The organism is Streptomyces sp. NPDC001068, from assembly GCF_042897315.1.
GTDB lineage: Bacteria > Actinomycetota > Actinomycetes > Streptomycetales > Streptomycetaceae > Streptomyces.
Genome location: NZ_JBIAYD010000002.1, coordinates 246,171 through 268,502, shown reverse-complemented (window position 1 = coordinate 268,502; position 22,332 = coordinate 246,171). Strand labels below are relative to the sequence as shown.

Sequence of the window (22,332 nt, the reverse complement as noted above, 5' to 3'; positions counted from 1 at the left end):
GGCGCCACCCGTCGTGTCCGCACCGCCCCGCCATCACAGGCCGACGTGAAGGCTCCCGGGTGAAGTGCCGGACACCTGGTGGAAAAGCCTGTCTGACATCCGGCACACCCTCATGTCCCGCCCGGACGACGGACATCCGCCGGACCCGGGGGCTCCCGGGAGCGGGATCAGGCGACCGGGGCCGGGCCCTCGGCCACGAGGGACGGATCACCGCCGAGGAGCCGTCCCCGGTTGCCCTCGTTGGACTCGTGCGGGACGCCGAGGGGCACGGCGCTGACGTCGGTCAGGCGCCTGTACTGCCCCTCGGTGAGCGTCACTTCGAGGGAGCCGAGGTACTCGTCGAGCTGGTGGGTGGTGCGCGGACCGATGATCGGGACGTACGGTGCGGCGGAGCGCGCGCCGCGCTCCCGGATCCAGGCCACGGAGACCTGGGCGGGGGTGGCGCCGGTCTCGTCGGCGACGGCGAGGACGGTGTCGACGATCGCGGTCTTCCGCTCGTCGGACTCGGTGTGGATGAGGACCTTCAGGTCCTGGAGACGGCCCTCGGTCCCCTTGCGGTACTTGCCGGTCAGGAGGCCTCCGCCGAGCGGTGACCACAGGGCGGATGCCAGTCCGAGGCTCTCCGCCATCGGCAGGAGCTCCCGGTCCGCCGTCCGCTCCACCAGGCTGTACTCCATCTGGACACCCGTGACGGGCGCCCAGTTCCGCAGCTCGGCGAGGGTGGCGGCCCGGGCGACGCGCCACGCGGGGAAGTTGGACAGTCCGATGTGCAGGATCTTTCCCGAACTGACCAGGTCGTCGAGGCCACGCAGCAGTTCCTCGGCCGGGGTCAGCCCGTCCGGGAAGTGCACCCAGTACAGGTCGATGTGGTCGGTGGCCAGGCGCTTCAGGCTGTCGTCCACCGAACGGACCATGTTCTTGCGGCTGTTGCCGGTCCTGGAGACGTCCGCCCGCTGCTCCGCCCCGACGCTGAACTTGCTCGCGAGGACGAAGTGGTCGCGGTCGGCCGCGACGAGCTTGGCGAGGATGCGCTCCGACTCGCCGAACTGGTAGTTGTCGGCGGTGTCGATGAAGTTGCCGCCGGCCTCGGCGAACCTGTCGAACATACGGCGCGACTCGTCCTCGTCCGCGCCGGCGCCCCAGGCGGTGCCGAAGTTGCCGGTTCCGAGGGCGAACTCGGAGACGCGAAGTCCGGTGTGGCGGCCGAAAGTTGTGTAACGCATGGCATTCCCCTTGATGGTTGGGACATGGATGTGCGGAAGGATTCCGGTCGTGACTCGTGCGCGGAGTGCGCGGAGTGCGCGGAGTGCGCCGGGATCGTCGGGAGGGCCGAGAGGGCCGGGAGGCTCGGGATGTGCCGTCACGGCCGGCGGGTGGTGGCGGCGCCGGTGCGGCGGGGTGTGATCCCGAGGGCGGCGACCCCGCTCAGGGCCATGACACCGACCGAGACCCACCACGCGACGGCGAAGGCGTGCACGGGGCCGCCGGATCCGACCGCCGACAGGATGATGACCAGGAGGCTCACGCCGAACACCGTGCCGATCTGGCCCGCCATGGTCACGATGGCGCTGCCGGTGGCGCCCTGGTCCTGTGGCAGACCGGAGGTGGCGGAGGAGATCAGGGTGGGGAGGGCGAGGCCGACACCTATGCCGGCGGTCATCCATCCGGGCAGGACGCCGGTGGCGTAGTTCGGGCCGCCGCCGAGGTGCAGCGCGATCCAGGCGATGCCGAGGGCGACCAGCGCGGAGCCCGTCGCGGCCACGACGCCGACCGGCAGCCGGCGGGCGAGTCGCTGGGCGGACAGAGCCCCCGCGAACACCATGGCGGGGCCGGGGGCGACGCCGAGTCCCGTCTCGATCGCCGACCAGTGCCAGGTCTGCTGGAACCACAGGGTGAGTCCGAGGAGTTGCCCGGCGAACGCCGTGTAGAACAACAGGGTGGCGATGCCCGCCCAGCCGAACACGCGGTCGCGCAGCAGGCCGGGATCCACCACGGGCACCGGGTGGCGGGCCGACCGGACGGCGCAGAGCGCCAGGGCCGCGGCGGCGGCCACGAAGCTCGTGACGGTGGGTACCGCGCCCCAGCCCCACTCAGGAGCCTGCACCAGTCCGAGGGCGAGCGCACCGACCCCGGTGACCAGGAGCGCGCCGCCCGCCAGATCGGGCAGCCGGGTGTCCGCGCTCCGGCGTCCGGCGGGCAGCAGCCGAGTCGCCGTCAGGAGGGCGAGGACGCCGACCGGCAGATTGAGCAGGAAGATCCACTGCCAGGAGACCTGGACGAGCAGCCCGCCGACCACGGGCCCGGCCGCCGCGGCCAGCGAGCCGCTGGCCGCCCAGATCTGCACGTATTTCCCGGTCTTGCCGGGTGGGGCGGTGGTGAGCACGAGGCCGAGGCTGGCGGGTGTCAGGACCGCCGCGCCGACCGCCTGGAGCAGGCGGAAGGCGACGAGGACCCACAGGTTGCCGCTCGCCGCCGCCCCCAGGCTGGCCGCGGTGAAGACGCCGAGGCCGAGCAGGAAGCCGTTCTTGTGGCCGAAACGGTCGGCCAGCCGGCCGGCCGGGACCAGCAGCGCCGCGTAGACGATCGCGTAGGCGTTGAGGATCCAGCTCAGGTGGGACAGCGAGGTCTCGCCCAGACCCCGGCCGATCGGGGTGAGGGCGACGTTGACGACGAACGAGTCCAGCGCGGACACGAACATCGCCGTGGCCAGCACGGCCAGCACGAGTGCCGGATGCGGCTTCCGGCGCCGGGCGAGGTCCTGCCCGGACGCCCGTGGCCGCACCCCGGCCCTACTGCCGGGAGGCGAATCGACGGAGGGCTGCGACATGGGACTCCTTCGGAGCGGGGGTGTGCGGGGGAGGTCCGACGGCGGGGCCGGGAGTGGCCGCGGCGGCGACATGGGTGGCCGGGCCGTTCCGGACCCTTAAGTACACCGATCGGTTTACTTATGCCTGTCACCGTAACAGCGGTTTCCCGTTAAGTAAAACGATCGGTGTACCATCGGGGTGTGACCGACGAAGCCCGCCCTGTGCGCCGACGCCGAGGCCGTGGCGCCCGGGAGCGGATCCTCAAGGCGGCGACCGAGCTGTTCACCGCCCAGGGGGTCAACGCGACCGGCATGGAGCAGTTGACTGCCGCCAGTCACGTGTCCAGGCGCACGCTGTACGCCCACTTCGCCGGCAAGGACGACCTGGTCCACGCCTATCTGAGTGAGCTCCAGGACGCCCTGATGCCCGCCGAGCCGTCGGCGGACGCCGATCCCCGTCAGCAACTGCTGGCGATCTTCGACTGGGACTGCCACGCCGCGGGCGGGCCGCTGCGCGGCTGCCCCTTCCTCAACGCCGTGGTCGAGGTTCCCGCCCCCGACCATCCCGTGCACCTGCTCGCGGCGTCGTACAAGGCCGAGTTCGCCCGCCGTCTCGCCGCTCTCGCGCGCCAGTTGGGTGCGCGCGACCCGGAGGAGCTGGGTGAACAGCTCGCTCTCCTCTACGACGGCGCGGTGGCCCGCAACATGGTCTTCGACAGCACCGGCCCGACCGTGCGTGCCCGCGCCGTAGCGGTGAGACTCATCGACGAGGCCACCGCGCCCGCGCGGGACTGACCCGGCCTGCGCCGGTCCCTGCGTCTGAGGCGTTGTCGCGCCCTCCCGCCGTACGTCCCGGGGAAGGCTTCACCCAAAGATATGGACGGCGCGTTCATTTCCTGCTTATATGAACGTGTCGTTCATTTGAGTGCGTCCGAAGAGGAGACCCCCATGAGCAACCCCGCCATCGACCGTGTCGCCCTGGTCACCGGAGGCTCGGGCGGCATCGGCCGCGCCGTGTCCGAGCGGCTCGCCGAGGACGGGTTCGCGGTCGCCGTGCAGTACGCGGGCAACAGGACCAGGGCCGAGGAGACCGTTGCCGCGATCACCGCGGCGGGCGGCAGGGCGCTGGCGGTGGGCGGCGACGTCGCCGACGAGGGTGCGATGAGCGCCGCGTTCGACGCCGTCGAGTCGGCCTTCGGCGGCATCGACGTGGTCGTGAACACCGCCGGCAGCATGATCCTGGCGCCCGTCGCGACCTTCGACCTCGCCGACCTGGACCGCATGCACCGCACCAACATCCGCGGCACCTTCGTCGTCTCCCAGCAGGCCGCACGACGCGTCCGCGCGGGAGGCGCGATCGTCAACTTCTCGACCTCGGTGACCCGCACCCAGCTCCCCGGCTACGGCGCCTACGTCGCCAGCAAGGCCGCGGTCGAGGGCATGACCCTCATCCTCGCGCGTGAGCTGCGCGGCCGTGACATCACCGTCAACGCCGTCGCGCCCGGCCCCACCGCCACGCCGCTCTTCCTGGACGGCAAGGACGAGGCGGCCATCGCGAACTTCGCCAAGGTGCCCCCGCTGGAGCGGCTGGGGCAGCCCGAGGACATCGCGGAGGCCGTCTCGTTCCTGGCCGGCCCCGCACGCTGGGTCAACGGACAGGTCCTCTACGCCAACGGCGGACTCGCCTGACCCGGCCCGAGTCACCCCACTCCACGCCACCCCACCCCCGTACCGCCCTGCGGAAAGGAACCACGTCCATGTCCACCACCGGCGACATCATTGTCATCACCGGCGCCTCCAGCGGTTTCGGGGCGCTCACCGCCCGCGCACTGGCCGACGCCGGTCACACCGTCTACGCCGGCATGCGCCGGACCACCGGCCGCAACGCGCCCCAGGTCGAGGCAGCCGCCGACTACGCCGTCGAGCACGGGGTCGACCTGCGGGCCATCGAACTCGACGTGAACTCCCAGCCCTCGGTCGACGCCGCCGTCGCGCGGATCGAGGCCGAGCACGGCCGCGTCGACGTACTGATCCACAACGCCGGGCACATGGTGACCGGACCGGCCGAGGCCTTCACCCCCGAACAGCTCGCCGAGCTCTACGACGTGAACGTCCTGTCCACCCAGCGCGTCAACCGCGCCGTGCTGCCGGGCATGCGCCGGCGCCGGCGGGGACTGGTGATCTGGGTGTCCAGCACCAGCGTCAAGGGCGGCACCCCGCCCTACCTCGCGCCCTACTTCGCGGCCAAGGCCGCCATGGACTCGCTGGCGGTGTCCTACGCCGGGGAACTCGCCCGTTGGGGCGTGGAGACCTCGATCGTCGTCCCCGGCTCGTTCACCAGCGGCACCAACCACTTCGCGCACTCGGGCCGGCCCGACGACACCGCCGTCGACGCCGAGTACGAGACCCGCTACCCCGGCCTGATGGACCAGGTGGCTACCAAGCTCGCCGCCCTGGCCCCCGAGGACGCGCCCGCGTCACTGGTCTCCGACGAGATCGCCCGCATCGTCGCCCTGCCCGCCGGGCAGCGCCCCCACCGGGTGCACGTCGACCCCGCCGAGGACGGATCCGAGGAGGTCTCCGAGACCGCCGACCGCGTCCGCCGCGACTTCCTCACCCGCATCGGCCTGGCCGACCTGCTCACCGTCCACAGCTGAGCCCGCATCGCGGAGGCCCCCACCATGAACGACATCGAGACACCCGCCGCCGTCCGGACCTTCGTCGAGGCGACCAACCGGGGTGACGCCGAGGCCTTCGCCGCCGCGTTCACCCACGACGCCGAACTCGACGACTGGGGTCGCCGGTACCACGGCCGTGAAGGCGTGCGAGCCTGGGACCGGACCGACAACGTCGGCGTACAGGCACACTTCGCACTGGAGGCGATCGAGCCCGGCGCGACGCCCGACACCTACGTCGTGACCCTCACCGTCACCGGCAACGGCCACAACGGCACCGGTCCGATGACCTTCCAGCTGCGCGACGGGCTCATCGCGAGCCTGCGGATCGCACCGTGACCACCCGCGGGACATGAGACAGGGCACCGCCCCCGGCAACCGAGCAGGAGCACCCATGGCGAAGGACGCGAACCCACCCGCCGCCGCGGAGGGCGGTGGCCGCGGGCGGGGACGCCGGCCCGCTGACGAGGTCCGGGCGGACGTCCTGCGCACCGTCGGGGAACTGCTGCTCAGTGAAGGCATGGGCGACCTCACCTTCGAACGCGTCGCCCGGGCGGCGGGCGTCAGCAAGACCACCCTGTACAAGTGGTGGCCCTCCCGGGGCGCGCTAGCCCTGGACGGCTACTTCCACGCGGTCGAGGACACCCTCGCCTTCCCCGACACCGGAGACGTCCGCGCCGACCTGCTCGCCCAGCTCCGTGCCTTCGCCCAGGTCATGACCCGGACCCCGGGGGGCCGCGTACTGACCGAGCTGATCGGCGAGTCACAGACCGACCGGGACCTGGCCACCGCGTACCGGAAGCTGTACTCGGCGGAGCGGCGGCGGCTGGCCGGAGAACGCCTCCGGAGGGCGCAGGAACTCGGCCAGATCCGCGCCGACACCGACGTACAGATCCTCGTCGACCAGCTCTGGGGGGCCGTCTACCACCGGCTGCTCATCCCCGACGAACCCGTCACCGACGACTTCGTCGCCGGGCTCGTGGGCAACGTGCTGGACGGGGTCCGCCCGAGATAGCCCGGCCGGGGCCCCGTACGGCACGCGCCCCGCCCGCCGCCCCACCGCGGACTCCCCGCGGAGCCGGGGCGGCGCCGGGGCGCCGACGGTTCAGCCGGCCGCGGCGGCCGGGTCGGGCGAGAGGTGCTCGTGGACGGCGCGCCAGTCCCCGTCGTCCCCGGTGCGGTGGAAGACGATGGTCTCGCGTTCGCGCACCGTCTCCTCCCCGGCCCTGGTGGAGACGCGCGTGGTCACCGAGTGGGTGAACACGGCGGTGTCGCCGAAGAGCTGGAGCCGGCGGTCCGCCGACTCGCAGGCGAGGACCCGGAAGCCGTCCTCCTCACTCCAGGTGCGCCACAGGGCGCGGTACTCCTCGGTGGACTCCAGCCGCCGTTCGGTGGTGTGGAAGACGAAGCAGGCGTCCGCCGAGAAGGCGTCGAAGTAGTCGTCGGTGCGCCCCTCGGCGAAGGCGGCGACGAGTGCGTCGGCCGCCGCGAGGACGGCGTCGTGGTCGTTCGTCATGGCTGCGGCTCCGTGATCCGGGCCACCGCGCGGACGGGTGCGCCGTCCGCGCCGGGCAGATGAAGGGGGAAGAGGCTGACGTGCACCTCGTGGCCCGCGAGCTGCGCTTCCAGGACCTCGGCGAGGTTGGTGAGGTTCTCGGCGATCACGGCGTCGGCGCCGCACAGGACGCGGTGGGCGGGAAGCGTCTCGCCGGGGGTGGGATCGACGCTGAGCGCGTCGATGCCGACGGTGCGCACGCCACGGGCGACGAGCAGCGCGGCCGCCTCCTCCGTGAGGTAGGGGTGGTCGTGGTAGGCGTCGCTGCCCCAGTGGGCGGACCAGCCGGTGGCCAGCAGCACGATCCGGCCCGCGGGGACACCGGCGAGCACGTCCGGCCCGATGGCCGAACGGGGCGCCAGGCCCCGGGCGTCGACGACGTGGGCGGGCCCGTCGAAACGGTCCAGCGGCAGCTCGTCCAGCGCGGACAGCCCGTCCTCGATGTGCGAGGGGGCGTCCACGTGGGTGCCGGACTGCGAGCCCATCCGCACGTGGAGGACGTTGACGCCGTCCGCGGCGGCGGTGAGCGCGGGCCGGACGTCCACCTCGGGATCCCCGGGGTAGACCGGCATGCCGGTGCGCAGGGGCACGGAGAGGTCGATCAGGCGCACCGGCTCACACCTCCGCCGGTTCGGGGGTGCCGACGGGCGCGCCGTCGGCGGCCGTGATCGGCGGCACCGGGGTGTCGACGGCGCGCACCAGCCGCGGGCCCTCGGGACCGAAGACGGCGCGGGGCTCGGGGAAGAGCCACAGCAGGGCGAGGTAGCTCACCGCGGCCAGGCCCAGGCCGACCGGCAGGGAGATGTCCACGCCGCCGGCGAGGTCGCCCAGGGAGCCGACGAACTGGCCGGGCAGGTTCACGAACTGCACCGCGAGCAGGGCGGAGGCCAGCCAGGCGGCCATCCCGCGCCAGTTCCAGCCGTGCGAGAACCAGTACCGTCCGCCCCGCTGACGGCGGTTGAAGACCTGGAGCGAGTCGGGGTCGTACCAGCCGCGGCGGGTGAGGAAGCCCAGGGTCATGATGACCATCCACGGCGCGGTGCAGACGATGATCAGCGTCGCGAAGGTGGAGATGGACTGGGTGAGGTTGGCTGCGAAACGGCCGACGAAGATGAAGGAGATCGACAGGACACCGATGAACACGGTGGCCTGCACCCGGCTGAACCGGGGGAACACGCTGGCGAAGTCGAGTCCGGTGCCGTAGAGCGAGGTGGTGCCGGTGGACATGCCGCCGATCAGCGCCAGCAGGCAGACGGGCAGGAAGTACCAGGAAGGCGAGACGGCCAGCAGCCCGCCCACGTAGTCCGGGGCGCTCGGGTCGAGGAAGTTCCCCGCCTTCGCGGCGATGATCGAGGCGGTCGCCAGACCGAAGAAGAACGGCAGGATCGTCGCGATCTGGGAGAGGAAGGCCGCCCCCATGACCCGGCGGCGCGGCGTGTCGGCCGGGATGTAACGCGCCCAGTCGCCGAGGAAGGCGCCGAAGGAGACCGGGTTGGACAGCACGATCAGGGCCGAGCCGATGAACGCCGGCCAGAAGCCGGGCGTGCTCAGCGAGTGGAAGCTGCCCTGGTAGCCGGCGTCGAAGTCGCCGCCGAACGCGAAGAGGCCGAGGACGAAGAGCAGCGAGGCCGCGGCGACCGCGATCTTGTTCACGAAGAGCATGAACCGGAAGCCGTAGACGCACACCGTCAGCACGAGCGCCGCGAACAGCCCGTACGCGAGTGCGTAGACGCCCTCGTTGGTCGGCAGGTGGAACATCCGGTGCGCGCCGCCGACGAGGGCGTCGCCGGAGGACCACACGGAGATGGAGAAGAACGCGACCGCGGTCAGCAGGGAGAGGAAGGAGCCGACCACCCGGCCGTGCACGCCGAGGTGCGCGGAGGAGGACACCGAGTTGTTGGTGCCGTTGAGCGGTCCGAAGACGGCCAGCGGCGCGAGGATCAGGGCGCCCACGGCGAGCCCGAGGCCGGTGGCCGCCAGGCCCTGCCAGAAGGACAGCCCGAAGAGGATGGGGAAGGCCCCCAGTACACAGGTGGCGAAGGTGTTCGCACCGCCGAAGGCGACCCGGAACAGGTCCAGCGGCCGGGCGGTGCGGTCGGCGTCGGGGATGCGCTCGACGCCGTACGTCTCTATCTCGGTCAGCGCCGGGGCGTCGTGCTGCTCGCCGTGCGGGCTGGTGGTCATCTCTGCTCCTCGCGGGGGACGGCGGAGTCCAGGGTCAGCAGGCTGATCAGGTCGTAGGCGACATGGGACGCGGCGAAGGAGGTGATGTCCGCGTGGTCGTAGGCGGGAGCCACCTCGACGATGTCGCCGCCGACCAGATTGAGTCCCGCCAGGCCGCGAAGGATCTCCAGCAGCTCGCGCGAGGTCATGCCGCCGGCCTCGGGGGTGCCCGTGCCGGGAGCGTGTGCGGGGTCCAGGACGTCGATGTCCACGGACACGTACAGGGGTCGGTCGCCGATGCGCTGCCGCAGCGCGTCCACGGTCTCGTCGACACCGCGGCGCAGCACGTCGGACGAGGAGACGATGCCGAAGCCGAGGCGACGGTCCTCCTCGAGGTCCCGCTTTCCGTACAGAGGTCCGCGGGTGCCGACGTGGCTGAGCGCCTCGGTGTCGACGATCCCCTCCTCGACGGCCCGGCGGAACGGGGTGCCGTGGGTGTACTCGGCCCCGAAGTAGGTGTCCCAGGTGTCGAGGTGCGCGTCGAAGTGGAGCACCGCGACCGGCCCGTGCCGCTCGGCGACCGCGCGCAGCAGCGGCAGCGCGATGGTGTGGTCGCCGCCGATGGTGACCAGCTTCGTGCCGTCCGCCTGGAGGCGCGAGGCCTCCGCCTGGACGGTCTCGATCGCCTCATGGATGTCGAAGGGGTTCACCGGGATGTCACCGGCGTCGGCGACCTGCGCCGTCGCGAACGGTGACACGTCCAGGGCCGGGTTGTACGGGCGCAGCAGCCGGGACGCCTCGCGCACCGCGGCCGGGGCGAAACGGGCGCCGGGCCGGTAGGAGACGCCGGTGTCGAAGGGGACGCCGACGACGGCGATGTCCGCCCGCCCGACCTCGTCCAGCCGCGGCAGCCGGGCGAAGGTGGCGGGTCCCGCGTAGCGGGGGACGCGGGAGGAATCCACGGGTCCACGGGGCTCGGTCGTCATCGGGCACCTTCCTGTCGAGTCCACCGCCCCGAGAGAACGGACGCCGGACTCGGAGTGAACAACTCCGGTAGCGGGATGCCTCAGTCTGCGAATCGGCCACCCGGACGGTCAATTGTCGAGAACACGAAGAACTACAGTGGCTTTGTGACAGACCACAAAGCCGACGTCGGGGCCGATGCCCGGGGAGCCGCCGGAGCCGGTCCTGAGGCCGATCCCGGAGGCGCGGTCGGTGCCGATCGTGCGGCCGATGCCCGTGCCCGTGCCGCGGCCGGTCTCGAGGACGACGGCCGAGCCGTCCGCCCTGTCGTCGGCGGAGCCGATCCGCGGGCCGGCCGGGAGACGGGTGACCGTGCCGCCGCCTCGCCCTCCGCCCTTACCGTGCGCGACCTGCTGTCCTTCCCGGCCCTGCAGATGCGCCTGCTCGCGGGCTCCGGAGGCCTGGGCCGCACGGTCTCCTGGGCGCACGTCAGCGAACTGGAGGACCCCACCCCCTGGCTGGCCGGCTCCGAGGTCCTCATGACCGTCGGCCTCGCCGTGCCCCGCGCCGGCGAGGCCCAGAAGCGCTACCTTGAGCGGCTCGACGACGCCGGTGTCGCGGCTCTGGTGCTCAGCACCCAGCTGCGCACCCCTCCGCTGCGCCAGGCCTTCCTCACCGCCGCCGAGGAACGCGGCTTCCCGGTACTGGAGGTCCCGCTCACGGTTCCCTTCGTCACCATCGCGCAGGAGGTCGCCGCCGCCGTCAGCGAGAAGTCCGCCGACCGGCTCGGCGCCCAGTTGCAGGTCTTCGGCGCGCTGCGCTGGATGGCCGAGGAGAACCTGGACATCCCCGCGCTCTTCGGCCGCCTGGAGCAGCTCAGCGGGTACCGGATCTTGCTGTGCACGCCTCAGGGACGCCCCCTGCTGCCCGGTGTCGCGGCGCCGGAGGACCTCTCTGTCCTCCCGGCGGACCCTGACGCCCCGCCGACCGTGCCGGGCGGCTTCGTGCTGCCCGTCCTCGGTCCGGGCGGAGCCGCCGGCTATCTGGTAGCCCTCGAACAGGCGGGTGCCAGGCCCGCCGGTCTGGCCGTCGTCCAGCACCTGGCCACGGTCGCCGCCCTGCGGCTCGCGATGGTCCGCCAGGAGCGCGAGGTGCTCCGCCGGGAGGGGGCGGAGACCCTCGCCGAGATGCTCCAGGACACCTTCGACCCGGCGAGCGCCCAGCGCCGGCTGGCCCACCACGGGCTGGACGCCCAGCGGCCGGTCGTCCTCGCGGTGGTGCGGAGCACCGCGGAAGAGCAACTGGCCGTCGCGCTCTCCGACCACCCCCACCTGACCCTGCGCCGCGGCGACGACCGGCTGGTCCTGGCCGACCCCGGGTTCACCCAGGCCCTGGCCGACCTGCCCGGCGCGGTGTGCGGGGTGAGCCGGCCCTTCGCCGTCGGCGAGCCGCTGCGGGTCGCCCGGCAGGAGGCGGAGTGGGCGGCCGGACGCGCGGAGGAGGCGGGCAAGCCCCTCGTCCACTACGGCGAGGACGCCACCGGCCGCTGGCTGCCCGAGGACCGGCGCCTGCTGGCCGCGCTGGTCGAGCAGGTCCTCGGCGAGGCCCTGCGCTACGACCGTACGCACGGGTCACAGCTGCTGGTGTCCGTACGTACGTGGATGGAACGCGACCGGCGCACCGAGGACGCCGCCACGGCTCTGCACATCCACCCCAACACCCTCGCCTACCGGCTGCGCCGTTTCGGCGAGGTGACCGGCCGGGACCTGACCACGACCGCCGCCTTCACCGAGGTCTGGTTCGCCGTCCGCGCGGCGACCGAACTGGGCGTGACGGCCGAAGGGCCGTAGACCGGCGGCGGTGGCGCGACCCCACGCGTCCCGGGGCCAGCCCTCCGCGCCCCCGGTCCGGTCCACCGCCCTGCGCGTCCGCTCCGCGTCACCTCCGCCAGAACAGGTGGTGCGCCACCCCGCTCGCGCTGGGCACGACCTCCAGGTGGAAGCGGTCGAGCAGTTCGTCGGGGGACTCCCAGAGCCGGATCCCGTCACCGAGTTCCAGCGGCGAGACCGCCACGTGCAGGGTGTCGACGAGGCCGGCGTCGAGGAACTGCCGGACGGTGGTGACGCCGCCGCCGAGCCGGACGTCCCTGCCCTGCGCCGCCTCGCGCGCCCGCTTGAGGACCGTGGCCGGGTCGCCGTCCACGAAGTGGAAGGTGGTGTCGGAGAGGGTGATCGAGGGACGTTCGTGGTGGGTCATGACGAACACCGGGGTGCGGAACGGGGGCTCGTCGCCCCACCAGCCGCGCCACTCGTGGTCCGACCAGGGCCCGCGCTGGGGGCCGAACTTGTTGCGGCCCATGATCTCGGCGCCGATGTTGTGGGCGAAATCCCGGGTGAAGTAGTCGTCCAGGCCGCGGCTCCCGCCGGGCTCGGTGCGCATCGGCCAGCTCGCCGTGGCACCGGCCCAGGAGAACAGTCTCTCGGGGTGGGGAAGGCCGAACGGGTTCTCCAGACTCTGGTGCTCACCCGCACCGATCCCGTCGCGCGAGACGTTGAAGTTCATGACTCGTAGCAGCTGATCCATGGTTTCCCTCGGTAGGTCGGGTCCTGTCGCATCCTGCGGGGCGGGACGCCTCGCACCAGGACGTCGAACGCGGGCCCGCCGGATCGACATCGGCCGCCGGATTTCTTCGAAACGGCGGGCCGGCACCAATGGGCGCTGTTCGCGGCACTTTGGTGCACACCTGCGGGGGCCACCCCGTCGTAGCCTTCCCAGGGGTGCCGAAAGCCGGGTGAGGAGCCGACGGCCCGCGCCACCGGAGACCACGGGAGCGACGCCCGCAGACGCCTCCCGACGGACCGGCAGCCGATCGGTGTCCGGCCTTCCGGCGGCACCCGAAATCCGCACGGGCCGAGGAGCACCATGACCACACATACACACGCGACCGCGCCCACCCGGTACCTCGAGGCGGACGGTGTCCGTTACGCCTACCGGCGATTCGGGGCCGAGACCGGTGTTCCGCTGCTGATGCTGCCGCACTTCCGGGCCGGAATGGACCACTGGGACCCGCTCGTCACGGACGGACTGGCGGCGAACCGTCCCGTCGTACTCTTCGACAACGCCGGCGTAGGAGCGTCCGGCGGCGACACGGCGACGAGCGCCGAGGGATTCGCCGAGAACACCGCGCGCTTTCTGGCGGCCCTGGGTCTGGAGGAGATCGACCTGCTCGGCTTCTCGGTGGGCGGCTACGTCAGCCAGGCGCTGGTGCTCGCCCACCCCGATCTGGTGCGGCGTCTGATCCTGGTCGGCACCAAGCCGCGTGCGGGTGAGACGGAAGGGCTGGGGGAGCGGGTCCCGGAGGTCGCCGGCCACGAGGTCCTGACCGAGGACGACTACCTCTACCTCTTCTTCGGCCCCTCGGCGGCCAGCCGGGCCGCGGGCAGAGCGTTCTGGAAACGCCGGCACGCCCGCACGCACGACGCCGACCCCGAGTCGGGCCCGGACAGCGTCAGGGCCCAGGACGCCCTGCGCGCGGACTGGGGCACCGCCCGCGGCGAGCGGTTCGAGGAGCTCCGCGGGATCCGTCAGCCGACCCTGGTCGTCAACGGGGACAACGACGTCATGGTGCCCACCGTCAATTCGTGGATTCTCTTCCGGCACATCCCGGACGCACAGCTCTTGATCTTCCCCGACGCCGGTCACGGCTCACTGTTCCAGTACCCGGAGCTCTTCTGTTCCCACGTGACGCGGTTCCTCGACGGCGAGGTGACACCGGGCGGCTGAGCGACGGCAGGACGAGGACGGCATCAGCGGTGGTCACGGTGGCCGGCCCCCGCCTCCGTGAAGCCTCCGTGGGGCCGCCACGGCCCCGCAGCCCTGGAGCAGACCCGTGGGAAGCATCCGGCACACCCTCCGAGAGACCCTGACGGGTCTGCCGGGCGCCTACTGGTGGCTGTGGACGAGCACGCTGGTCAACCGCCTGGGCGGTTTCGTGGTCGGCTTCCTCACCCTGTACCTGACCCTGGAACGCGGCCGTTCCGCCACCTACGCGGGCCTGGTGGCGTCCCTCTACGGGCTCGGGGGCGCGATCGGCGCGCTGGCGGGCGGGGCCCTCGCGGACCGGGTGGGGCGGCGCCGGACCATGCTGTGGGCGCAGCTGTGTGCGGCGGCGGCCACCGTCGCCCTGGCACTGGTGAGCGGGTCGGTGCCCATGGCCGTACTGGCCGCGTCGCTGGGCGCGGCCTCCGGTGCCCCGCGCCCTGCGGCACAGGCCGCCATGGCGGATCTCGTCGACGACGAGGACCGGGTGCGTGCCTTCTCCCTGAACTACTGGGCGGTGAACATAGGCTTCGCGGTGTCGTCCGCGGTCGCCGGACTGATCGCCACGCACGGCTATGTGTGGCTCTTCCTGGGCGACGCCGGCACAACCCTGCTCTGCGCCCTGGTGGTACGGCTCCGCGTTCCCGAGACGCTGCCCGCGGCAACGGGCTCCGGCTCCGGCGAGCGGCCCGGGACGGAGCGGCCGGCGGGCGTCGGGATCGTCCTGCGGGACGCGAAGTTCATGACGCTCGTCGGGCTGACGTTCCTGCTGGGCCTGGTCGTCCAGCAGGGATCCACCATGCTGCCGGTGGACATGGGCAGGCACGGACTCACGGCCCGCGACTACGGAACGGTCATCGCCCTCAACGGCGTCCTCGTCGTGGTCCTGCAGATTCCGCTCACCCGCCTGACCGCGCGACGCGGCCAGGCCGTGGTCCTGGCCGTGGGAACTCTCCTGATGGGCTGGGGGTTCGGCCTGACGGCCCTCGCGGGTTCGGTCCTCGCCTACGCGGGCACCGTGGCCGTCTGGACCGTCGGTGAGATCCTGTACGCGCCCGCCTCCATGTCGTTCGTCGCCGATCTCGCACCGTCGCACGCCCGTGGACGCTACGACGGTGTGCACACCGTCGCCTGGGCGGCGGCGTCCTTTGTGGGGCCGGTCCTCGGAGGCAGCGCGCTCGACCACTGGGGGAGTGCCGCCACCTGGGGGACCTGTGCGGTGATCGGCACCCTCACCGCGGCCGGATCCCGGGTACTGCTCGGATTCCGGCGGCCGGCCGGGGCGGCCACCGGCGGGCGGGTGTGAACGACGGTCCTGTCCGGGCTATCCGCCGTCCCCGGAGGGTGCGTCCACGAGGGTGTACCGGACGGAGTGGCCGTCTCGTGAGCGCTCCGCGGCTCCCTTGGCCACCAGGGCCTCCAGCGTGTTGCGGACGACGACCTTGCCCGAGAGCTGCACCTTGCCGGGAAGGGCCGTGAAGATGTCGTTGACGGACACCGGGCGCGCGGACGCCCGCAGATGGCCGAGGACGGCGTCCCGGACGGAGCCCCACTGGGCGGCGGGAGACCGGCGTCCGGCGTCGGCGGCCGAGGGCCGCGGGTGCGGGGTCGCGGCCACGGCGTCCGGCGGGGTGTTGACGGGGCCGCCGAGGTTCTCCCGAAGGCGGCTGAGGAGAGCGTGGTCCGCGCGGAGTTCCGCGAGCCGTGCTTCGGTCCGGGCGATCTCCGCCTCGACCCGCTCCAGGTCGGCCGTGACCCGGTTCATGTACACGTTGTTCAGGGATTCCTGCGCGACTGCCTCAGCGGACATCGAAAGCCCTCCCTTTCGGGAAGTGTAACGGACGGTCAGACACATCCTGTGGGGTCGACGTGCGCCGATCGGTGCGGCACCGACCGTGGCCGCCGGAAGTGTGTGACGGGACAACACACCATGTTCGCAGACATGGTGGACGGGCCTGCGCGCGTCGACGGGTGCCCGGCCGCGGTGTGCGCGAAAGCCGCCCTCGCTGCCCGTCGGGGCAGTCGGGGCACGGGTAACCCGCCGGTGGGTTCGGCCTGTTGCGTTACGTTTTCGCGGACCGCCGCGCGGTTCGACCGCCGGATCCGGCATCGCCGCGGCTCTTCGGCGAGACATCCGCTCAACCCCGAGGCAGGACACTCATGCCCATGATCGATGTGTACGCCGCCGTAGGCACCTTCAGCGACAAGAAGGCCCTGGCGACGGAACTCGCCCGGATCGTCATGCGCTGGGAGAAGGTGCCGGACATCCCGTTCTTCGGTGACAACACCGCCGCGTTCGTCCACGAACTGCCCGCGGACGCGCTGTCCACGGCCAGTGGCAGGAGCGACTGCGTACGCGTGCAGGTGACCACCAACGCGGGTGCCCTGGACCGTGGGCAGCAACTGGGCGTGGTCGGTGACATCACCGCGGCGGTGGCGACGGCCGCCGCCGACCCGGACCTGGCGAGCCGGACCTGGGTCGCGCTGACGGAGGCCGTGCCCGGTGGCTGGGGCATCGCGGGCCGTTCCTTCACCAACGAGGAGATCGTGCGACACGTGCGCGAACTGCTGGGCAGGCCGTAACAGGCGCGGGAGAAACCCGCCCGGACGGAGGCCGCCCGGACGGGGCCGTCCGGACGGGGCCGCCCGGGCCGGGGGCCGCCGGACCACGACGGGTGCTTCAGGCCGGGGACTCGATATGTGCCCGTGCCGCATCGAGGATCGTCTCGGACAGTCCGGGGTCGGCCTTGGCCACCGCTCGTGAGAGAGCCAGTGCGCCGATCATGGTGGACAGCGTGGCGAAGTCGGGCCCGGCCCCCGCCGCCCGGTCCTGAGCGTCCAGCGCCCGCAGACGGCTCAGCGACTGGGCCATGCCCGTGATGCCGGTGGCGAAGATGCGCTGGAGCTCCGCGGAGTTACGTCCGGCGTCCTGGGCCAGTGCGGCGACGCTGCAGCCGTCGTCCGGGCTGTCCCGGTGCCGGGCGGACACATAGTCCTCCACGAACTGGTGCAGCAGGGGCTCGGCGACCGGTCCGCCGTCCTGCGCCGTCTGTGCCGCCACGGCGTCGACGGCCGCGACGCTCTCCGCGATGCCCCGCTCGCACACCGCCGCGGCCAGTGCCTCCTTGGAGTCGAAGTAGCCGTAGAAGCCGCCGTGGGTCAGCCCGGCGGCCTTCATCACATCGGCGATGGTCACGTCGTCGAAGCCGCGCTTCCTGAACTGCTGACCTGCGCTGACGATGATGGCCTCACGGTTTGCAGCCACTTGCTCACGAGAAGCACGCATGTCCACCTCCTGGACCGTATCCCTGCTTGACAATTTACATGACGGTCATCATGATGGAGTTATTCATGATGGTCATCATATAAATGGGATGACCGTCCCGACCGCCGAGCAGCGGACTCCTGGCGCCGGCGGCGCGCGACCAGACAGAAAAGAACCCCATGAACGCTCACACCTACCCTGCCGACCGGACCGCCGTGGTCCTGATCGACCCCCTCAACGACTTCCTGGCCGAGAACGGGAAGCTGAGCGGCCAGATCGGCCCCATGCTGGAAAGCACCGGCCTGCGCGCGCAGTTGGCCCGGCTGTCGGCGGGCGCCCGGGAGGCGGGCGTCACCGTCTTCTACGCACCCCACGGACTCCACGAGGGCGTCTTCGACGACATCAGGCACGTGCTGCCGCGCTTCAGTTTCGCGGTGGACAACCAGGTCTTCTGGGAGGGCACCGAAGGCGCTGACTTCTACCAGCCACTGCGCCCCCAGGAGGGAGACGTCGTGGTCGGCCGCCACCACATGTTCGACTCCTTCGCCGGTACGGACCTGCACGAGCAGCTCACCGCCCGGGGCGTCGAGCACGTGGTCCTGGCCGGACTGACCTCCCAGACCTGTGTCGAGGGGACCGGCAGGCACGCGCTGGAAGCCGGGTACCACGTCACGTTCCTCACGGACGCCGTGGCCGACTTCACGGAGGAGGCCCATCGGGCCGCCCTGGAGATCTCCTACCCCACCTACGGCCACGAGGTCACGACGGTCGACGGCTTCCTGGCCGCCGTCGTCCCCTCCCCGGCCGCCTGACGAACACCACGCAAGCAGAGAGAGGTTCCCCCACATGGCTACTGTCACCGTCGTCTACCACTCCCCGAACGGCCACACCCGCGCACTCGCCGAGAGCGTCGCCCGCGGAGCGAGGAGCGTGCCCGGTATCGAGGTGCGGCTGGCGGAGATCGCGGGGCACCAGGTCCACGAAGGACGCTGGTCCGACGCGGCGACCATGGAACTTCTGAAGGAGTCGGACGCGATCGTCTTCGGCGCGCCGACCTACATGGGCAGTGTCTCCGCCGTGTTCAAGGCCTTCCTGGAGGCCGGCTTCTACCCGTACCTCGGGCAGGAGTGGAAGGACAAGCTGGCCGGCGGGTTCACCCACTCCGCCTCCCAGAACGGCGACAAGCTCTTCTCCCTGCAGCAACTCGCGGTGTTCGCCGCGCAGATGAACATGCAGTGGATCTCGGTCGGTGACGCCTCCGGCAACAACTGGACGGGCGGTTCCGTGTACGACGTGAACCGGCTGGGTTCCTGGCTCGGTGTCATGGGCCAGACCAACGTGGACGAGGAGCCCGGAGCCGTCGGCGCGCACGGCGACCTGGTCACCGCCGAGCGGTACGGGGCCCGGCTGGCCGAGCTGACCGCCCGGTGGACCCACGGCCGCGGCTACGACGTCGAACGTCACACGCTGGAGGACTTCCGGGAGATCTCCGCCCGCAGCGCGGCGGACGCGAAGGCCCGTACCGAGCAGGGCGCGAGCGCCGCCTGACCGTGGTCCCCGAACCCCGGGCACCACTCGGCAACACCCGTGAACGAGGACCCCACATGTACCTGCACGTGACTGGCACCGTCACCGCCGAGCGCGAACAACTGGCACCACACGCGGAAGAAGAGGCCCGCGTCCTGCGGAGACTGAAGGCGGACGGCGTCGTGCTCTCCTCCTTCCGCCGCACCGACAGGCCCGGAGCCTTCCTGATCGTGGAAGCCGAGAGTCTCGACAGCGCGCGTGAGCAACTGGGCCAACTGCCGTACGCGGCCAACGGCCTGCTGACCTTCGAGTTCATCGAGGTCGGCCGGCTCTGACACCGGGCCCGGCCGTCGGCCACCGTGACGCGCGGCCCAGGAGTGCCCCAAAGGCGGCGGATCGCCGCGCGAACGGCCTTGACTTCGGCCCGTTCGCCGGACATCGGGCGCTCGGGACGGTGTGTCCCGCACATGGACGTCCATACTCACTCCATGGTCGATACCGGGACTCCCGGACGAGCACCTTCATGTGTGGGTTCATGTGCGGCACCGGGCCGACGGCCCGTCAGAAAGGAGGCGACGCGGGGTTGAACGCGGACGATCCCACAGCTGCGGGTCATCAGGCGGCCGACGGGCGGAGCGGCACCGCCGAGACCGGTACTCCGCTCGCCGTCGCCGTCGTCTCCGTTGACCAGATCACCTACGAGGGCGGTGTCGCCGCTCTCGCCGGCTTTCCCGGCCTGCGGGTGCTGCCGCGCGGGGACGAGCGGGAGGCGGACGTCCTGGTGGCCTTCGACGACGCGGCGTCGGACCAGGTGCTCAAGCACGTGGAGCGGATATCGGCCGACCGGCCGCACACGCGTGCCGTGCTGGTCACCGGCTCCATCACCGAGCCGAGACTCGTCCGGGCCATCAGCCTCGGGGTCGTCAGCGTGGTGCTCCGCCCGACCGCCACCTTCTCGGAGATCGCCGACGCCGCCGTCGCCGCGAGCATCGGGCACGCCGATGTGCCTCCCCACATACTGGGCCCCCTGATCCAGCACATGAGGCGCATGGAACGCCATGGACCCGGTCCCGGACCGGGCCTCAGCACCCGGGACATGACCGTTCTCCGGCTGCTCTCGGACGGTCTGGACACCGCCCAGATCGCCGGTCGCCTCAGTTACTCCGAAAGGACGATCAAGAGCATCGTCCACGCCATCATCAACACGCTCGGAGTGAACAACAGAACGCACGCGGTGGCGTACATGATTCGCGCCGGCCTCCTCTAGCTGCGGCCGGCGGCCGGCGACCGGCGACGGTATCGCGAAGGCCCCGCACACCGACACATCAGCGACACACCGGAGACACCCATGAACGACCTCCTCGACCATGTCATCTCAGCCCACGGCGGTCGTGAACGCTGGTCGCGCATCGACGGCCTGCAGGTCGAAGCGAAGCTCCACGGTCCCTTCTGGGCCGTGCGGGGCTTCTCCGACCGACCACTGAACGAGACCGTGACGATCGACACCCGGCGTCAACTGGTCCGGTTCAGTCCCTGGGGCCGGCCCGGTCAGGACTTCGTGTTCCGCGCCTACGACGACGTGACCGAACTGCGGGCCGCGGCCGACGGCACCGTACTGGAGTCGCGGTCCGGCATCAGATCGACGTACCGGGGATACGACCTCACCTCGCCCTGGGAGCCGCTCCAGGTCGGCTACTTCATCGGTTACGCCATGTGGAACTACCTCACCACCCCCTTCCTCCTCGACCGTCCCGACGTCACCTCGCGCGAAGGAGAACCCTGGACGGAGAACGGAGAGGTCTGGCGGCGGCTGCACGTGGAGTTTCCCGAGTCCATCGCCACCCACACGGCCAGGCAGACCTTCTACTTCGGCGACGACGGCCTGCTGCGCCGACTCGACTACGAAGTCGACGTCAACGTCGGCGTGGCCGTCGCGCACTACGTCAGCGACTACCGGACGTTCGAGGGGATCAGGTTCCCGACCCGGCGGCGGGTGCACCGGCGCAACGCCGACAACTCGGCCGGCGAGAACTGGTCGATCGGTATCGACATCGACCGTGTGGTGGCCGGCGGCCGGGTCTGACCTCGCGACCCGCGAGGCGTCAGGACCGCGCGGGACCGGACCCGGCCCGCGTCCGCCGGTGTCCGCCCGGTCCGGACGGGAGGCGAGGACGGCGGCCCGGACGTAGCAGGGCCGACCGGCTCCACCCACGTTCCCGGGCGGCGCGCTCCGCGAGGTGCTCAGACGCGGGTACCGGCGCCGTACGGCGCGTACAGGTCCGGCAGCCGGATCCGGGCGGAGCACAGACGGTGGGCCACTAGGCACCGGCCGGGCGCCCGCCCGCCCCGTCACCCGCCCGGGCGCCGCCGGGCCTCGGGGCCGGACCGTCGCCGCCGCGGTCGGCGACGGGCCGCCCGGTCCCCTCACCGGGACCACCGGCCCATGCCCGCGGCCTTTCCGGAGGCTCGGGGTGGAAGCGGTCCCCGCGCGGGGACCGCTCGCCTGGGGGACCCTCACCGTAGGAGGTGAGGATCATGCTCCGAACCGTGACCGCGGGCGCCGACGGCCCGTCCGGGAGCTGTGCCGCCGCCGAACGGGCCGTCCACGGGACCGGGCCGCGCGACCGCTCCCCGAAGTCCCCGCTCCCCTTCGACGCGGGGCGGTGAGGGCGATGCGCCGTGTCCTGCCGATCGTGGTCGGTGTCGACGGCTCCGAGCCGAGCCTGCGGGCGGTCGACTGGGCGGCGGACGAGGCCGTGCTGCGCGGCGTGCCGTTGCGCCTGGTCCACGCCTCACTGTGGGAGCGGTACGAGGGCACCCACCCCGTCAGGGACCCCCACCGGCCGTCCGAGGAGGTCATGGCCGACGACGTCGTCGGTGTCGCGGCCCGGCGGGTCCGGCGCAGGCAGCCCGACGCGGCGGTGTCCACCGACGTTCTCGCCGAGGAGCCCGAGTACGCGCTGGTCCGGGAGAGCCGGGACGCCACTCTGCTGGTCACGGGCACCCGGGGCCGCAGCGGCCTCGCGGAGGCACTGCTCGGCTCGGTGAGCCTGACCCTCGCCGGCCACGCGCACTGCCCGACCGTCGTCGTGCGCGGCGCGCCGGGCGACCGGGGCGCCGCCCCGTCGCGCGGCCGGGTCGTCCTGTGCGTCGGGACGGACGGCAAGAGGTCCCCTGTGGTGCGCTTCGCCTACGAGGAGGCACGCCGCCGAGGAGTACCCCTGGACGCCGTACGGGCCTGGCGGATGCCCGCGTACGAGACCACCGATCTCCCCCGGACCTCCGCCGAGCTCGCCCGGCTCCACCAGCAGCAGGCGCTGGAGGCGCTGGAGACCGCACTCGCCGACATCCCCGCCGACATCGAGACACACCGCCGAACCGTCGAGGGCCACGCGCGGTCCGTACTCGCCGCCGCCTCGCAGGACGCGGCCCTCCTGGTCGTCGGAGCCCGGCGCCGCCCACGGGCCTTCGGGCTCCAGCTCGGCCGGGTCGCGCACGGCGTGCTGCACCGGTCCGCCTGCCCGGTCGCCGTCGTACCGGAGCCGGTGTGACCGCGACG

25 protein-coding genes are annotated in these 22,332 nt (G+C 72.0%); 16 read left to right on the top strand and 9 right to left on the bottom strand.

Annotation, left to right across the window (positions count from 1 at the left end; translation table 11 throughout):
• Positions 1-167: 167 nt before the first annotated feature.
• Entirely contained in the window at positions 168-1,223 is a 1,056-nt protein-coding gene (locus ACFY3I_RS06540) for an aldo/keto reductase (RefSeq protein ID WP_390859632.1), read from the bottom strand.
• Between the two features lie 137 nt (positions 1,224-1,360).
• Positions 1,361-2,827, bottom strand: coding sequence for an MFS transporter (locus tag ACFY3I_RS06535; RefSeq protein WP_390859631.1), 1,467 nt, complete (start codon positions 2,825-2,827; stop codon positions 1,361-1,363).
• 180 nt (positions 2,828-3,007) lie between these two features.
• Here ACFY3I_RS06535 and ACFY3I_RS06530 point away from each other — a divergent pair, with 180 nt between their 5' ends.
• The 5 genes from ACFY3I_RS06530 (at position 3,008) to ACFY3I_RS06510 (ending at position 6,496) form a co-directional block, all read left to right on the top strand.
• Positions 3,008-3,601 carry a TetR/AcrR family transcriptional regulator gene (locus tag ACFY3I_RS06530; RefSeq protein WP_390859630.1) on the top strand — a complete coding sequence of 198 codons (594 nt, stop codon included), beginning with the start codon at positions 3,008-3,010 and terminating at the stop codon, positions 3,599-3,601.
• Between the two features lie 153 nt (positions 3,602-3,754).
• Entirely contained in the window at positions 3,755-4,495 is a 741-nt protein-coding gene (locus ACFY3I_RS06525; protein ID WP_365292569.1) for an SDR family oxidoreductase, read from the top strand.
• A gap of 68 nt (positions 4,496-4,563) precedes the next feature.
• Positions 4,564-5,463, top strand: coding sequence for an SDR family oxidoreductase (locus tag ACFY3I_RS06520; protein ID WP_390859629.1), 900 nt, complete (start codon positions 4,564-4,566; stop codon positions 5,461-5,463).
• Between the two features lie 24 nt (positions 5,464-5,487).
• Positions 5,488-5,820: a nuclear transport factor 2 family protein gene (locus ACFY3I_RS06515; RefSeq protein ID WP_390859628.1), complete on the top strand. Its 333-nt coding sequence runs from the start codon at positions 5,488-5,490 to the stop codon at positions 5,818-5,820.
• Positions 5,821-5,875: 55 nt separating this feature from the next.
• Positions 5,876-6,496: a TetR/AcrR family transcriptional regulator gene (locus tag ACFY3I_RS06510; protein ID WP_390859627.1), complete on the top strand. Its 621-nt coding sequence runs from the start codon at positions 5,876-5,878 to the stop codon at positions 6,494-6,496.
• A gap of 90 nt (positions 6,497-6,586) precedes the next feature.
• Here the strand turns inward: ACFY3I_RS06510 and ACFY3I_RS06505 are convergent, their stop codons facing one another.
• Genes ACFY3I_RS06505 through speB form a run of 4 tightly spaced genes read right to left on the bottom strand, consistent with a single transcriptional unit; the run spans position 6,587 to position 10,185 of the window.
• Complete coding sequence (locus ACFY3I_RS06505) at positions 6,587-6,997, bottom strand: nuclear transport factor 2 family protein (RefSeq protein ID WP_365292576.1); 411 nt, start codon at positions 6,995-6,997, stop codon at positions 6,587-6,589.
• A complete protein-coding gene (locus ACFY3I_RS06500; protein WP_390859626.1) occupies positions 6,994-7,647 on the bottom strand; it encodes a cyclase family protein in 654 nt (217 codons plus the stop codon). The genes ACFY3I_RS06505 and ACFY3I_RS06500 overlap by 4 nt, the downstream gene beginning before the upstream one ends.
• A gap of 4 nt (positions 7,648-7,651) precedes the next feature.
• Positions 7,652-9,220: a purine-cytosine permease family protein gene (locus tag ACFY3I_RS06495; RefSeq protein ID WP_390859625.1), complete on the bottom strand. Its 1,569-nt coding sequence runs from the start codon at positions 9,218-9,220 to the stop codon at positions 7,652-7,654.
• A complete protein-coding gene (gene speB / locus ACFY3I_RS06490) occupies positions 9,217-10,185 on the bottom strand; it encodes an agmatinase (protein ID WP_365292581.1) in 969 nt (322 codons plus the stop codon). Before speB ends, ACFY3I_RS06495 begins: the two co-directional genes overlap by 4 nt.
• 144 nt (positions 10,186-10,329) lie before the next feature.
• Between speB and ACFY3I_RS06485 the strand changes: the two genes are divergently transcribed.
• Positions 10,330-12,012, top strand: coding sequence for a PucR family transcriptional regulator (locus ACFY3I_RS06485; RefSeq protein WP_390859624.1), 1,683 nt, complete (start codon positions 10,330-10,332; stop codon positions 12,010-12,012).
• An 88-nt stretch (positions 12,013-12,100) separates the two neighbouring features.
• On the opposite strand, the gene ACFY3I_RS06480 is transcribed toward ACFY3I_RS06485, so the two are convergent.
• Complete coding sequence (locus tag ACFY3I_RS06480) at positions 12,101-12,745, bottom strand: dihydrofolate reductase family protein (RefSeq protein WP_390859623.1); 645 nt, start codon at positions 12,743-12,745, stop codon at positions 12,101-12,103.
• 339 nt (positions 12,746-13,084) lie between these two features.
• Between ACFY3I_RS06480 and ACFY3I_RS06475 the strand changes: the two genes are divergently transcribed.
• Both ACFY3I_RS06475 and ACFY3I_RS06470 read left to right on the top strand, forming a co-directional pair.
• Complete coding sequence (locus ACFY3I_RS06475) at positions 13,085-13,945, top strand: alpha/beta fold hydrolase (protein WP_390859622.1); 861 nt, start codon at positions 13,085-13,087, stop codon at positions 13,943-13,945.
• A gap of 106 nt (positions 13,946-14,051) precedes the next feature.
• Positions 14,052-15,287, top strand: a complete 1,236-nt coding sequence (locus ACFY3I_RS06470) for an MDR family MFS transporter (protein WP_390859621.1) — start codon at positions 14,052-14,054, stop codon at positions 15,285-15,287.
• An 18-nt stretch (positions 15,288-15,305) separates the two neighbouring features.
• Here the strand turns inward: ACFY3I_RS06470 and ACFY3I_RS06465 are convergent, their stop codons facing one another.
• Positions 15,306-15,791, bottom strand: coding sequence for a hypothetical protein (locus ACFY3I_RS06465; RefSeq protein WP_390859620.1), 486 nt, complete (start codon positions 15,789-15,791; stop codon positions 15,306-15,308).
• A 356-nt stretch (positions 15,792-16,147) separates the two neighbouring features.
• Between ACFY3I_RS06465 and ACFY3I_RS06460 the strand changes: the two genes are divergently transcribed.
• A complete protein-coding gene (locus tag ACFY3I_RS06460; RefSeq protein WP_390859619.1) occupies positions 16,148-16,564 on the top strand; it encodes a hypothetical protein in 417 nt (138 codons plus the stop codon).
• Between the two features lie 97 nt (positions 16,565-16,661).
• Here ACFY3I_RS06460 and ACFY3I_RS06455 read toward each other — a convergent pair whose 3' ends face one another.
• Positions 16,662-17,246 (bottom strand): TetR/AcrR family transcriptional regulator, encoded by a 585-nt coding sequence (locus ACFY3I_RS06455; RefSeq protein ID WP_390859618.1) that lies wholly within the window; start codon positions 17,244-17,246, stop codon positions 16,662-16,664.
• A gap of 179 nt (positions 17,247-17,425) precedes the next feature.
• Between ACFY3I_RS06455 and ACFY3I_RS06450 the strand changes: the two genes are divergently transcribed.
• From ACFY3I_RS06450 to ACFY3I_RS06420, 7 genes are all read left to right on the top strand, one after another.
• Positions 17,426-18,058 (top strand): cysteine hydrolase family protein, encoded by a 633-nt coding sequence (locus tag ACFY3I_RS06450; RefSeq protein WP_390859617.1) that lies wholly within the window; start codon positions 17,426-17,428, stop codon positions 18,056-18,058.
• A 34-nt stretch (positions 18,059-18,092) separates the two neighbouring features.
• Complete coding sequence (locus ACFY3I_RS06445; protein WP_390859616.1) at positions 18,093-18,794, top strand: flavodoxin family protein; 702 nt, start codon at positions 18,093-18,095, stop codon at positions 18,792-18,794.
• A 56-nt stretch (positions 18,795-18,850) separates the two neighbouring features.
• Positions 18,851-19,108, top strand: a complete 258-nt coding sequence (locus ACFY3I_RS06440) for a YciI family protein (RefSeq protein ID WP_365292601.1) — start codon at positions 18,851-18,853, stop codon at positions 19,106-19,108.
• A 248-nt stretch (positions 19,109-19,356) separates the two neighbouring features.
• The gene (locus ACFY3I_RS06435) at positions 19,357-20,040 is read left to right on the top strand and encodes a LuxR C-terminal-related transcriptional regulator (protein WP_390859615.1); all 684 of its coding nucleotides are present in this window, start codon (positions 19,357-19,359) and stop codon (positions 20,038-20,040) included.
• Positions 20,041-20,121: 81 nt separating this feature from the next.
• Positions 20,122-20,856 (top strand): hypothetical protein, encoded by a 735-nt coding sequence (locus tag ACFY3I_RS06430; RefSeq protein ID WP_390859614.1) that lies wholly within the window; start codon positions 20,122-20,124, stop codon positions 20,854-20,856.
• A gap of 452 nt (positions 20,857-21,308) precedes the next feature.
• On the top strand, positions 21,309-21,440 hold the full coding sequence (locus ACFY3I_RS06425; RefSeq protein ID WP_390859613.1) for a hypothetical protein: 132 nt from the start codon (positions 21,309-21,311) through the stop codon (positions 21,438-21,440).
• 5 nt (positions 21,441-21,445) lie between these two features.
• The gene (locus ACFY3I_RS06420; RefSeq protein ID WP_390859612.1) at positions 21,446-22,324 is read left to right on the top strand and encodes a universal stress protein; all 879 of its coding nucleotides are present in this window, start codon (positions 21,446-21,448) and stop codon (positions 22,322-22,324) included.
• Positions 22,325-22,332 lie beyond the last annotated feature (8 nt).

What these genes read in the sequence shown, in the direction of transcription:
- ACFY3I_RS06540 (WP_390859632.1), bottom strand. Translation starts at nt 1,223, where the DNA reads ATGCGTTACACAACTTTCGGCCGCCACACCGGACTTCGCGTCTCCGAG.
- ACFY3I_RS06535 (WP_390859631.1), bottom strand. Translation starts at nt 2,827, where the DNA reads ATGTCGCAGCCCTCCGTCGATTCGCCTCCCGGCAGTAGGGCCGGGGTG.
- ACFY3I_RS06525 (WP_365292569.1), top strand. Translation starts at nt 3,755, where the DNA reads ATGAGCAACCCCGCCATCGACCGTGTCGCCCTGGTCACCGGAGGCTCG.
- ACFY3I_RS06520 (WP_390859629.1), top strand. Translation starts at nt 4,564, where the DNA reads ATGTCCACCACCGGCGACATCATTGTCATCACCGGCGCCTCCAGCGGT.
- ACFY3I_RS06515 (WP_390859628.1), top strand. Translation starts at nt 5,488, where the DNA reads ATGAACGACATCGAGACACCCGCCGCCGTCCGGACCTTCGTCGAGGCG.
- ACFY3I_RS06510 (WP_390859627.1), top strand. Translation starts at nt 5,876, where the DNA reads ATGGCGAAGGACGCGAACCCACCCGCCGCCGCGGAGGGCGGTGGCCGC.
- ACFY3I_RS06505 (WP_365292576.1), bottom strand. Translation starts at nt 6,997, where the DNA reads ATGACGAACGACCACGACGCCGTCCTCGCGGCGGCCGACGCACTCGTC.
- ACFY3I_RS06495 (WP_390859625.1), bottom strand. Translation starts at nt 9,220, where the DNA reads ATGACCACCAGCCCGCACGGCGAGCAGCACGACGCCCCGGCGCTGACC.
- speB (WP_365292581.1), bottom strand. Translation starts at nt 10,185, where the DNA reads ATGACGACCGAGCCCCGTGGACCCGTGGATTCCTCCCGCGTCCCCCGC.
- ACFY3I_RS06480 (WP_390859623.1), bottom strand. Translation starts at nt 12,745, where the DNA reads ATGGATCAGCTGCTACGAGTCATGAACTTCAACGTCTCGCGCGACGGG.
- ACFY3I_RS06475 (WP_390859622.1), top strand. Translation starts at nt 13,085, where the DNA reads ATGACCACACATACACACGCGACCGCGCCCACCCGGTACCTCGAGGCG.
- ACFY3I_RS06465 (WP_390859620.1), bottom strand. Translation starts at nt 15,791, where the DNA reads ATGTCCGCTGAGGCAGTCGCGCAGGAATCCCTGAACAACGTGTACATG.
- ACFY3I_RS06460 (WP_390859619.1), top strand. Translation starts at nt 16,148, where the DNA reads ATGATCGATGTGTACGCCGCCGTAGGCACCTTCAGCGACAAGAAGGCC.
- ACFY3I_RS06450 (WP_390859617.1), top strand. Translation starts at nt 17,426, where the DNA reads ATGAACGCTCACACCTACCCTGCCGACCGGACCGCCGTGGTCCTGATC.
- ACFY3I_RS06445 (WP_390859616.1), top strand. Translation starts at nt 18,093, where the DNA reads ATGGCTACTGTCACCGTCGTCTACCACTCCCCGAACGGCCACACCCGC.
- ACFY3I_RS06440 (WP_365292601.1), top strand. Translation starts at nt 18,851, where the DNA reads ATGTACCTGCACGTGACTGGCACCGTCACCGCCGAGCGCGAACAACTG.
- ACFY3I_RS06430 (WP_390859614.1), top strand. Translation starts at nt 20,122, where the DNA reads ATGAACGACCTCCTCGACCATGTCATCTCAGCCCACGGCGGTCGTGAA.
- ACFY3I_RS06425 (WP_390859613.1), top strand. Translation starts at nt 21,309, where the DNA reads ATGCTCCGAACCGTGACCGCGGGCGCCGACGGCCCGTCCGGGAGCTGT.
- ACFY3I_RS06420 (WP_390859612.1), top strand. Translation starts at nt 21,446, where the DNA reads ATGCGCCGTGTCCTGCCGATCGTGGTCGGTGTCGACGGCTCCGAGCCG.